The organism is Streptomyces sp. T028 (assembly GCF_048159505.1).
Lineage (GTDB): Bacteria > Actinomycetota > Actinomycetes > Streptomycetales > Streptomycetaceae > Streptomyces.
Window position 1 is genome coordinate 20,066 of sequence record NZ_JBLRVZ010000004.1, and the last position, 10,116, is coordinate 30,181.

The following is a 10,116-nucleotide window of genomic DNA, read 5'->3' on the forward strand; positions in this document are numbered from 1 at the left end:
TACGGTGAATGCGACGAATGCGGCGAATACGGTGGCTGCGCCGCGCGGCAACTGAGCGGCAACCCGCCCATTTGTATCTTCCGCCAGACGGAATATTCCGTAGCGAAACAAACCGATAGGATCGCCCCATGCGCCGTTCGAAAATCGTCTGTACTCTCGGCCCCGCGGTCGACTCCCACGAGATGCTCGTCGCCCTGATCGAGTCCGGCATGAACGTGGCCCGCTTCAACTTCAGCCACGGCAGCCACGCCGAGCACCAGGGCCGCTACGACCGGGTCCGGGCCGCCGCCAAGGAGACCGGCCGGGCCATCGGTGTCCTCGCCGACCTTCAGGGCCCGAAGATCCGTCTCGAGACCTTCGCCGAGGGTCCGGTGGAGCTGGTGCGGGGTGACGAGTTCACCATCACCACCGAGGACGTCCCCGGCGACAGGACGATCTGCGGCACGACGTACAAGGGCCTTCCCGGTGACGTCGACCGCGGCGACCAGATCCTGATCAACGACGGCAACGTCGAGCTGAAGGTCGTGGACGTCGAGGGCGCGCGGGTGAAGACGATCGTCATCGAGGGCGGTGTCATCTCCGACCACAAGGGCATCAACCTGCCCGGCGCGGCCGTCAACGTGCCCGCACTGTCCGAGAAGGACGTCGAGGACCTCCGCTTCGCACTGCGCATGGGCTGCGACATGGTCGCGCTGTCCTTCGTCCGCGACGCCAAGGACGTCACCGACGTCCACCGGGTGATGGACGAGGAGGGCCGCCGCGTCCCCGTCATCGCCAAGGTGGAGAAGCCGCAGGCGGTCGAGAACATGGAGGACGTCGTGATGGCGTTCGACGCCGTGATGGTCGCCCGTGGCGACCTCGCCGTCGAATACCCGCTCGAGAAGGTCCCCATGGTGCAGAAGCGCCTCATCGAGCTGTGCCGCCGCAACGCCAAGCCGGTGATCGTGGCGACCCAGATGATGGAGTCGATGATCACCAACTCCCGTCCGACCCGCGCCGAGGCCTCCGACGTGGCCAACGCGATCCTGGACGGCGCCGACGCGGTCATGCTGTCGGCGGAGTCGAGCGTGGGCGCGTACCCCATCGAGACGGTCAAGACGATGTCAAAGATCGTCACCGCCGCCGAGCAGGAACTCCTCTCCAAGGGCCTGCAGCCCCTCGTCCCCGGCAAGAAGCCGCGCACGCAGGGCGGTTCGATCGCGCGCGCCGCGTGCGAGATCGCCGACTTCCTCGGCGGCCGGGGCCTGGTGGCCTTCACCCAGTCCGGCGACACCGCCCGCCGCCTCTCCCGCTACCGCGCGCAGCAGCCGATCGTCGCCTTCACCGCGGACGAGGGCACCCGCAACCAGCTCACGCTCAGCTGGGGCGTCGAGTCGCACATCGTGCCGTTCGTGAACACCACCGACGAAATGGTCGACATGGTCGACCAGGAAATCGCCAAGATCGGCCGCTTCAACCCGGGCGACACGGTCATCATCACCGCCGGCTCACCCCCCGGCGTCCCGGGCACGACCAACATGCTCCGGGTCCACCACCTGGGGGGCGGCGCGCAGTAGTCGCCTGTACGGACGGGCCCCGCAAGGGGGTTGTACGGCACTGAGGGCGCCCCCCGGGAAGGGGGGCGCCCTCAGCTGTGTGCGGCTCCCGAACAGGCTCTGCAGGCGGCTCAGGTGATGTACTGGTGCAGGCCGGGCACGGTGAGTGTGCCGCCGAACTGGCCCGCCTGCTGGACCTTGACGTTGGTGAAGTAGATCAGCGGGATGTTCAGCGGAGGCGGGTCCTCCGGGGTGAACGTGACCGGTATCAGGCCGAACAGGTTCCCCGAGATGCTCTCGGTGTACATGACCGTGTCGCCGTCCTCGATCGTGGACTTCGTACCGCTGCCCGCCTGGACGTGGTAGGTCTTGCCCGCCTGCTTGTCGATCACGGTCTGGTGCAGGTCGCCGATCTCGGTGCCGCCGGAGATGACGTACTTCAGGACTTCCTTGGTCTTGCCGCCGGACGTCTTCACCTTGACGATGCCCTGGTAGTCGGCGCCCTTGAGCAGCAGCGAACTGGCGTTCAGGTACCAGGGGTCGTCGGGCAGGGGAAGCTTGTTGTCGACCCCGCTCTCCTCGTCCGTGGCGACCGGGCAGTCCTCGACGTCCGTGGTGGCGCTCTCGGAGGGGCTCGGTGAGGCCGTGGCCGTGGCGGTCTCTGTGGCGTCCTCGGCGGTGTCGTCGGCCGTGTCGGTGGTGTCCTCGGCCGCTTCCTTCGCCGCGTCCGTCAGGGCGTCCGTCGTGTCCTTCGCCGTGCCGCCGGTCGAGTCGCCCGAGTCGGAGTCGTCCGAGGAGGACGTCCCGCTGTCGGCCGACGAGGTCGCGTCCGCCGAGGCACTCGCCGTGGGCGACGGGCTCTCGCTCGCGGTCGAGGTGTCGGAGCTGTCGCCGTCGAAGAGGTCCGTGAGGGCGTCGCCGATGGTCTCCAGGACGTTCTTGCTCGTCTCGGTGGCCGACGGCTCGGCCGTCGCGGTGTCACCGGAGGACGTGGAGCTCTCGGCGGAGGAGGCGGCCTCGGAGGACGCCGCCGGGGAGGGTTCCGCCGTCTCGTCGGAACCTGAATCCGACGAGGAGGAACCGCCCGAACCGCTCTGGGTGTCCTTCGAGTCGTCCGTCGAGTCGCTCTGGGAGCTGTCGGACGTGGAGTCCTCGGTGGAGGCGCTCGCGGACTCGGAGTTCGACGCCGACGGCGAGGCCGAGGCGGACGCGTCTGCCGTCATGGCGTCGACGCAGGCCTCGTACTCCTCGGCCGTGAGGCTCTTCGACGTCGGCTGCTCGTCCGCGCGGGCGAGTGTCGGCGTGAACCCCATGCCCATGAGAACGGCCGTCGGCATCGCCGCCAGGGCTATCGCCTTCCCCGCCGGCAGGTGCATTCGCGCGAGCAGCGGCTTCTTGGGTGCCGCGTGGCGTGGCCCGGTTCTCACACGGGACGCGTCCGCGTCCGTCCCGTGCGTCACCTCGTCAGCCGACACTGTGCCTCCCGTTCGCCCCGTTCGCCGGGCTCGTTTCTGACATGTCGTTCGGCTCTTCCGGCCCGCCGTCTGTCTCGGGGCGAGCGGTCGCCCCGTCGTCGGCCTTCGTGAGATCCGTGGTGGCGCTCTCGGGCGCGTCACCCAGGCCGTCGGGCGTCGGCTCCGCCTGCGGCTCCGGCGGAGTCCCGGGCACCCAGGCGATGGCCATCGCGCCGCCGATCATCCCGAACAGGAAGCCCACAATGAAGCCGCCGAAGTTCGAGACGGGGAGGGAGACCAGGGACAGCAGGATCGCCGCCACACCGGCGAATGTACGGATGTGCCTCTGGAACCAGACGCTGATGCCCAGGACGACGAGCAAGACCCCGATGATCAGGGATCCCGCGCCGGCCGTGGTGGCCATGCGCACCGTCAGCTGACCGATCGTGAGGTTCGCGTAAGGGAAGTACATGATCGGGACGCCGCCGATCATCATGAACAGACCGGCCCAGAACGGCCTCGTGCCCCGCCAGGCGCGGAACTGCAGCCTCCAGCGAGTGAACCGGCCGGGTGCGGCGGAAGTCTCGGCGCTCATGGAAAACAGCTCCCTGGTGCGGCGTTGCTGTGGTGAGGATGTACTGCGTGGGGATGCGTAAGTGGTGAAGCAGGACGGGCGGGGAGGCCCTCGGCTCCCCCGCCCGTCAGAGCACTAGTAGCAACCCTTGGAACCGGTCGCCAGCGACATGTGCAGGTCGGGCAGCGTGAAGGTACCGGCGGTGGTCGCCCACGCCGTCTGCTTCACGTCGTAGAGGTCAGCGGACGTGGCCTGCTGGGCGAACCCGTGCGAGTACGTCTGCTTCTGCGCGACCTCCCCCTCCTTGATCTTGGGGCCCTTGGTGATGCCGTCGGCACCCAGACCGATGTCGATGCCGTTGAACACGGCCTTCGACGTCTTCAGGTCCTCGACGTCGATGTACAGGTTCGAGGCCTGGACCTTGTCACTGCCCGTACCCGCGTTCAGCGTCAGCGTGACACTGCCGAGCAGCGGGATGCCCGGGGTGGTGACCGACTGACACATGTTGGTGATCGTGGCGTCGTTGAACGCCGACACCGCGACCGGGTGCAGCTCGTCCTTGCCGGCCAGCGACTTACCCGCGTCGACGGCCCCGTACTGCGAGAAGCCCTCACCGTGCAGGTAGTCCGCACTGACCTTGAACGACTGCCCCGAAACGCTGAACGACGCGGCGAGCGCACCCTGTGCCAGGGCGACGCCTATCGCTGCCGTGGCGGCGGCGCTGGGCACCATGACCAGCGCGAACCGCTTCCATCTGGTCCCGCCACGCACCTGGGACTCCATATTTCCTCCTTCTCGGACGTACATCTCCTGGCCCCGACTCGCCCCACTTGTGCGGCGGCCCAGCCGGGCAGGGATGGGAGAAGTGCTACGTCCTCGGGAAGGGGAGCGCCCGTCTCGGAGGCGCGTACCGCGCACCGATCACCGGCGATCACCCCCGAGCGACAACCACTGGTCGCGCCTGACACGCATCACGCACAACCTTGCTGGACAGGCTTCACCGTGCGGTGAAGACCCCCCTGTCCAAGAGCCCGCGGCGCTTGCCGCCGGCTCTGCTCGGTGGGGACCCAGGAAAACCCGTTGACCCAACCGGCTGTCGGGGTACGGGAATGGACCGAGCGTGGCCGATCGTGGTCCATTCTCGCCGCCCGCACAAGGGGGTTCGTTACTCGCTAGTAACGGACAGATAACCGAGCAACGACCCAGAGATCTCGGGCGGCGACTCAGGGTGTCAACAGGGCCCGGAACAAAGCCGTTCATGGAGGGGCAGAACCCGACAGAACAACGCCCTGGACTTACTTCCAGTAACAGCGGCCGCGATTACCAAGATTTGGTAAAGCGCGGCCACTGGAGAACCGTCTCGGCTGAAATTTCACTCGGGAACCACACGCCCCGACGTTTAGCGACTGGTCAGCCCCCGGCCCGGGCCCGGGTCAGAACAGGGCACGCGCCAGCGCCCGCCGGGCCGCCGCCACCCGAGGGTCGTCGGGCCCGACAACCTCGAACAGCTCCAGCAGCCGCAGCCGTACGGCGTCCCGGTCCTCACCGGCCGTGCGCCGCACGGTGTCGATGAGCCGCCCGAACGCGTCCTCGACATGACCGCCCACCAGATCCAGGTCGGCGGCGGCGATCTGCGCCTGGGCGTCCGCGGGCTTGTCGGCCGCGTCCTTGCGCACCTGCTGCGGGTCCATCGCGCCGACCCGGTGCAGCAACTCGGCCTGCGCCAGCCCGAGTTTCGCCTCCGTGTTCGCCGGGTCATCCGCGAGTACGTTCTTGTACGCCTGCACCGCGCCGCCGAAGTCACCCGCGTCCAGCGCCTGTACGGCGGCTTCGAGGAGCGCGTCGTACGGCCCGGCCGGTGCCTCGGCGGCCGACGCACCGCCCCCGCCCCCGGGTTCGGCGTCGGGGTCGACGGTCAGACCGGTGAGCCCGAACCGCTCCTCGGCGACCTGCACGAGCTGGTCCAGCGTCTGCCGGATCTGGGCCTCGCCCGCGGCCCCCTGGAAGAGGGGCAGTGCCTGCCCCGCCACGACGGCGAACACCGCGGGGATCCCCTGGACCCCGAACTGCTGCATCAGCATCTGGTTGGCGTCGACGTCGATCTTGGCGAGCAGGAAGCGGCCGTCGTACTCGACGGCGAGCCGCTCCAGGACCGGGCTCAGCTGCTTACAGGGCTGGCACCACTCGGCCCAGAAGTCGATGACGACCGGTACCTCGGCGGAGCGCTGCAGGACCTCGCGCTCGAAGCCCGCCTCGTCGACGTCGATGACGAGATCGGCCGGGGAGACGGCCCCCGCGCCGCCCTGCCGGGCCGCTTCGGCACGCGCCTGCTCCGCCTTCGCCTTGGCCTCCTGGGCCGCCTTCACCGCGGCGAGGTCGACGACCCCGCTCATGGACATGTTCCGTGGCTGCATGCGTCTATCCTCCCCCGTCCGCGCGCGTAGGCGAAAAGCGTTCCGAAAGCGTTCCTGCCCAGGCTCCGGGGTCCCCACCCCACACCCGCGACCACGGCTCGCGATACGTCCGTCACGAGCCCCGCGACACTGCTTTCGCTACGAGTCGTAGCGTAATGGCACTGAGTGCCTACGCGCCACGGGTTCTCGGTGATCTCTCTCACGGCGACAGGGGGGACTGGCGGTCCGAAACCGGCGGTTATGGTCGGCCCATGCAGAGCCGCACCCCCCTCGGCCGCACCGGCGGCGTCCGCACTGGCCGCCCGCGCAGCGCCGCCGCGGACACGGCGATCCTGGCCGCGACCCGGGAGGCACTGGTCGAGCTGGGCTGGTCGAAACTCACCCTCGGGGACGTGGCGACCCGCGCCGGGGTGGCGAAGACGACCCTCTATCGCCGCTGGGCGGGCAAGAACGAACTCGTCGTCGACGCGGTGGCCGAGCTCTTCGCCGAGCTGGAGCTCCCCGACCGGGGCAGCCTGGCCGCCGACATCGAGGGTGTGGTCCTGCAGTTCGCGGCGATCCTGGCGCTCCCGGAGGCGCGGAGCGGCCTGATGGCGGTGGTCGCGGAGTCCACCCGCGACGACGCCCTGCGCGAACGCATCCGCTTCTCCATCGTCGAACCCCAGAAGCACCTCGTTCTGGAGGGCCGCACCCGCGCCCAGACCCGCGGCGAACTCCCCCCGGAGACCGACCCGGATTCGGCCGCCCACACCGCAAACCTCATATTCGACGTGATCGCGGGCGCGGTGGTCCACCGGGCCTTGGTGAGCGCCGAGCCCGTCAACACGGACTGGGCCCGGGGCTTCACCAGGCTCCTGCTGAACGGCCTGACGGCGCCCCCGACGACCTGACGTCCGCTGCCGTTCACGCGTCATCCCTCGCCCAGCTCACACCAGACCAGCTTCCCGCTGCGGCCTGGCGCCCCAAGGGAGTAGTGCCCCCACCGGTCGGCCAGCTCTTCCACGATCCCCATCCCGCGCCCTTCCTCGCGGTCCGCGCCGCACGGGCGTCGTGACGGCCGGGGCGGTTCACTGCTCGTGTCCCACACCGAGAGGCGCAGCCATTTCTCCGACCTCTTCACACGGAGACAACAGGGGCCAGGCGCGTGCACATGGGCGTTGGTCACCAGCTCACTGGCCAACAGCTCTGCTGTGACGAGGAGTTCACCACGCCCATGCGCCCGGAGGATCAACCGCAGGGCACCACGCGCGACGCCGACGGCGACCGGGCTGTGCGGGAGGTTGATGCTGTATTCCCATTCGCCCTCGTTACTCAAGAGGCCCTCCGACCCGGGTGAGGATTCATAACTCGACTGCGCACAACATGTGTTGGCTGCGATACTGACAGTAGGGATGGCGGGCCAGATTTTCCACTTCCTTCATCGAAAGAGTGAACCTCAGCCCAGACGGGACGACACCTTGGCGCTACGAACCAGGATCAGTGAACGACAGCGGCGTCTTGCGGCCGAGCTACGCAGGCTCCGCGAGGACCGCGGCATCAGCACGAACGACGCTGCCGCAGCAATCGGCATCAAAGCCCCCTTCCTGAGCAAGATCGAGGCCGGCCGCACTGCTATCGCCACCGACCGGATCCGCAGGCTGTGCGACTTCTACGGGGGAATTTCTGCCCCTCATCTTGAAGCCCTGGTTGCCATGTCGGAGTCCGACGGCAAGGGCTGGTGGAGTGCCTACACCGGCAGAGTCACGCAGTACGCACTCAACCTCGCGGAACTGGAGGCCAGTGCAGTCAGCCTGTGCTCGTACGAGCCTCTGCTCATCCCCGGCCTCTTCCAGACCGAGGAGTACATCCGGGCCCTGTTCGGGGATGTGCAACCCAGGCACGCCACCACCGAGGACGCCATCGCCTTCAGGTTGGAACGCCAGAGGACCCTCACAGGAGAGAGCCCTCCTGCCGTTCATGCCGTGATCCACGAGGCCGCCCTGCGCATGCACTACGGCGGCCCCGGCGTCATGCGCAAACAGTTGCTGACTCTCATCGAACTCGCGAGACTGCCGAACGTGACCATCCAGGTCTTCCCGTTCCGCGCACGGACCTTCCTGGGCGTCAGCACCCCGTTCCTGTACGCGCGACCGCCGGTCGAGGAACTGGCCACAGTCGTACTGGAACATCCGAACGAGCCGATCTACCGTGACACCCAGGACCACCTGTCCCAATACCGAGTGCTCTTCGGCCGGTTGAAGGAGTCTGCGCTCCTTCCCATCGCCCCCTCGACCGCACCCGAAGCTCAGGCGGTACCAGGCTCCCTGATGCTGATCCAGCATCTCCTGTACGACCTGTAGGAAGGCCCTCAGTGCCCAAACTCAGCTGGCAGAAGTCCTCGTTCAGCGGCGACGAGTCCGGCAACTGCCTCCACCTCGCCACCGCCCCCGACGGCACCGTCCGCCTCCGCGAGAGCGACTCCCCCACCGAGATCATCACTACCGCCCCAGCCGGTCTCGGCTACCTCATACTGAGCCTCAAGGCCACGGGCTTCCGGCGCAGCCCAGGAATGCCGAAGGATGCCAGCGGCTCCTGACCACCTTCAAAAAGCGATCGCTGACTGCCCGGCGGCCTCCCTCTCGTTCGGGTCGCGGCTCCGGTGCACCGCCCATCCTCAATGTCGCATGGGATCCCGAAGTGAGCCGAGTGATCGATGGCGACTTTCGGAGCGCACCGTCCCGCTCTCGTTGTTGCACGAGCGCCGAAACGGTCAACGAGACGGCGCCCTGCGCATACAGCCTCGCCTCTCACAAGGATCTCGCCTTTACCGTAGCTACAGAGCGTGGCCAAAACGTAATAAGGGAAAGCCATTTGCGCCGGTAAGATCTTTTCGCCGATGCCTAAGCCGCGCGAAACGTCAGGAATGAGCATGAGATTGCGAAGGATCCTCCCGGCCGTCACCGTACTACCGGCCCTGCTGGTGATATCCGCGTGCAGCAGCGAGTCGGACGGATCCGACGACAAGAAGGCCAAGTCCACCGCGAAGGCGACGTCGAATGCAGAGGAGAAAGCCGCCGCCGAGGCGAAGCGCATCGGCGCGATGGACCCGCAGTCCCTGCAAAAGGCGACACTCTCCGGGAAGAGCTCGGGCTTCGAGTTCAAGCAGGTCTCCGAGGCGGACGTCGAGGCGGGCCGCGACATGCAGGCCGACAAGTCCGAATGCCAGCCCATCGCGAGCCTCGCCGGCGGCTACACCCACATCGAGGCGGTGAGCGTCGAACACCGCTCACTGGAACCCTCGGAGGCCACGAACGCGACCGTCGGCTCGATGTGGCTGGCCTCCCACTCGCAGAAGAACGCCGAGCGGGTCATGTCGGAGCTGCGGACTTCCCTGAAGAAGTGCACCAAGGGCTTCAAGACCCTCGGCCTCACCTACAAGGACGTCAAGCAACTGAAGGACCCGTCCCTCGGGGACGACGCGGTCAGCTACCGCATCACCAACGTCGTCGCCAAGCAGTCGGTCCAGATGACCTACACCGTGGTCCGCGTGGACGGCGTCATCGCGGCCTTCTACGGCGTCAACATGCTGACGCCGGAGAAGAGCGCGATTCCGGAGGCGGTGATCAAGGCACAGTTGGAGAAGCTGGACTGACAACATAATTCCGGTTCCCGGAGAAGTTGCGGGACGCGAAACGAAGGGGCTTCCCCGGTGCTCTGTGCACCGGGGAAGCCCCTTTCCTATTCACTCAGCTGACGTGACCCGATTGCATCGGGAAGCCCTGCGGCCAGGGCTCACCCGAGTACAACGACTCCCGGTCGCCCATCAGCGCCCTCTCCGCCTCCCGCCAGGACGGGTTGGCGCCGACGACGAAACTGCCGCCGTCCGGCTCCAGCATCCAGGTGTATTCGGCGTCCTCGGCCGGAATGCCGTGCCGTTCGCTGAGCACGGCGAACTCGGCGGCGGTCGCCTTCCGGATGTGGAGCCCGTCACCGTAGAGAGGCTTGAGGAGCATCAGTTCCACATGCCCGATGTAGACCTCGACCCTCGTCGTGATGCCCTCCACGGGGGTGGCCTCACTGCCCAGAAAGAGCTGGCGATGCGAAGGGTTGAACGCCGTCACCCTGAAGAGCCGCCCCTTCCGTACGAAATCTGTCACTGC

General features: G+C 67.6%; 11 protein-coding genes. 5 read left to right on the plus strand and 6 right to left on the minus strand.

Annotated features, from left to right (window positions below; all coding sequences use genetic code 11):
* Positions 1-128 precede the first annotated feature (128 nt).
* A complete protein-coding gene (pyk, locus tag ACLZN2_RS03465) occupies positions 129-1,556 on the plus strand; it encodes a pyruvate kinase (protein ID WP_416976835.1) in 1,428 nt (475 codons plus the stop codon).
* A gap of 110 nt (positions 1,557-1,666) precedes the next feature.
* Here pyk and ACLZN2_RS03470 read toward each other — a convergent pair whose 3' ends face one another.
* The 4 genes from ACLZN2_RS03470 to ACLZN2_RS03485 all read right to left on the minus strand — a co-directional run bounded on the left by ACLZN2_RS03470 (position 1,667) and on the right by ACLZN2_RS03485 (position 5,977).
* Positions 1,667-3,010, minus strand: coding sequence for a hypothetical protein (locus ACLZN2_RS03470; RefSeq protein WP_416976836.1), 1,344 nt, complete (start codon positions 3,008-3,010; stop codon positions 1,667-1,669).
* Positions 3,000-3,584: a DUF6114 domain-containing protein gene (locus tag ACLZN2_RS03475; protein WP_416976837.1), complete on the minus strand. Its 585-nt coding sequence runs from the start codon at positions 3,582-3,584 to the stop codon at positions 3,000-3,002. Before ACLZN2_RS03475 ends, ACLZN2_RS03470 begins: the two co-directional genes overlap by 11 nt.
* A 114-nt stretch (positions 3,585-3,698) precedes the next feature.
* Positions 3,699-4,346 (minus strand): DUF6230 family protein, encoded by a 648-nt coding sequence (locus tag ACLZN2_RS03480; RefSeq protein WP_416976838.1) that lies wholly within the window; start codon positions 4,344-4,346, stop codon positions 3,699-3,701.
* A 650-nt stretch (positions 4,347-4,996) separates the two neighbouring features.
* The gene (locus tag ACLZN2_RS03485) at positions 4,997-5,977 is read right to left on the minus strand and encodes a tetratricopeptide repeat protein (RefSeq protein WP_416976839.1); all 981 of its coding nucleotides are present in this window, start codon (positions 5,975-5,977) and stop codon (positions 4,997-4,999) included.
* Between the two features lie 251 nt (positions 5,978-6,228).
* Here ACLZN2_RS03485 and ACLZN2_RS03490 point away from each other — a divergent pair, with 251 nt between their 5' ends.
* Positions 6,229-6,867: a TetR/AcrR family transcriptional regulator gene (locus ACLZN2_RS03490; RefSeq protein WP_416976840.1), complete on the plus strand. Its 639-nt coding sequence runs from the start codon at positions 6,229-6,231 to the stop codon at positions 6,865-6,867.
* Positions 6,868-6,887: 20 nt separating this feature from the next.
* On the opposite strand, the gene ACLZN2_RS03495 is transcribed toward ACLZN2_RS03490, so the two are convergent.
* Positions 6,888-7,292: an ATP-binding protein gene (locus ACLZN2_RS03495; RefSeq protein WP_416976841.1), complete on the minus strand. Its 405-nt coding sequence runs from the start codon at positions 7,290-7,292 to the stop codon at positions 6,888-6,890.
* 76 nt (positions 7,293-7,368) lie between these two features.
* Here ACLZN2_RS03495 and ACLZN2_RS03500 point away from each other — a divergent pair, with 76 nt between their 5' ends.
* From ACLZN2_RS03500 to ACLZN2_RS03510, 3 genes are all read left to right on the plus strand, one after another.
* On the plus strand, positions 7,369-8,316 hold the full coding sequence (locus ACLZN2_RS03500) for a helix-turn-helix domain-containing protein (RefSeq protein WP_416976842.1): 948 nt from the start codon (positions 7,369-7,371) through the stop codon (positions 8,314-8,316).
* An 11-nt stretch (positions 8,317-8,327) separates the two neighbouring features.
* On the plus strand, positions 8,328-8,552 hold the full coding sequence (locus tag ACLZN2_RS03505) for a DUF397 domain-containing protein (RefSeq protein WP_416976843.1): 225 nt from the start codon (positions 8,328-8,330) through the stop codon (positions 8,550-8,552).
* A gap of 333 nt (positions 8,553-8,885) precedes the next feature.
* Positions 8,886-9,608 carry a hypothetical protein gene (locus ACLZN2_RS03510; protein WP_416976844.1) on the plus strand — a complete coding sequence of 241 codons (723 nt, stop codon included), beginning with the start codon at positions 8,886-8,888 and terminating at the stop codon, positions 9,606-9,608.
* Positions 9,609-9,702: 94 nt separating this feature from the next.
* On the opposite strand, the gene ACLZN2_RS03515 is transcribed toward ACLZN2_RS03510, so the two are convergent.
* Positions 9,703-10,113, minus strand: coding sequence for a hypothetical protein (locus ACLZN2_RS03515; protein ID WP_416976845.1), 411 nt, complete (start codon positions 10,111-10,113; stop codon positions 9,703-9,705).
* Positions 10,114-10,116 lie beyond the last annotated feature (3 nt).

Excerpts from the sequence above, each read along its gene's own strand:
- ACLZN2_RS03510 (WP_416976844.1), top strand. The coding sequence starts at position 8,886 with ATGAGATTGCGAAGGATCCTCCCGGCCGTCACCGTACTACCGGCCCTG.
- ACLZN2_RS03480 (WP_416976838.1), bottom strand. The coding sequence starts at position 4,346 with ATGGAGTCCCAGGTGCGTGGCGGGACCAGATGGAAGCGGTTCGCGCTG.
- ACLZN2_RS03475 (WP_416976837.1), bottom strand. The coding sequence starts at position 3,584 with ATGAGCGCCGAGACTTCCGCCGCACCCGGCCGGTTCACTCGCTGGAGG.
- pyk (WP_416976835.1), top strand. The coding sequence starts at position 129 with ATGCGCCGTTCGAAAATCGTCTGTACTCTCGGCCCCGCGGTCGACTCC.
- ACLZN2_RS03490 (WP_416976840.1), top strand. The coding sequence starts at position 6,229 with ATGCAGAGCCGCACCCCCCTCGGCCGCACCGGCGGCGTCCGCACTGGC.
- ACLZN2_RS03485 (WP_416976839.1), bottom strand. The coding sequence starts at position 5,977 with ATGCAGCCACGGAACATGTCCATGAGCGGGGTCGTCGACCTCGCCGCG.
- ACLZN2_RS03500 (WP_416976842.1), top strand. The coding sequence starts at position 7,369 with ATGGCGGGCCAGATTTTCCACTTCCTTCATCGAAAGAGTGAACCTCAG.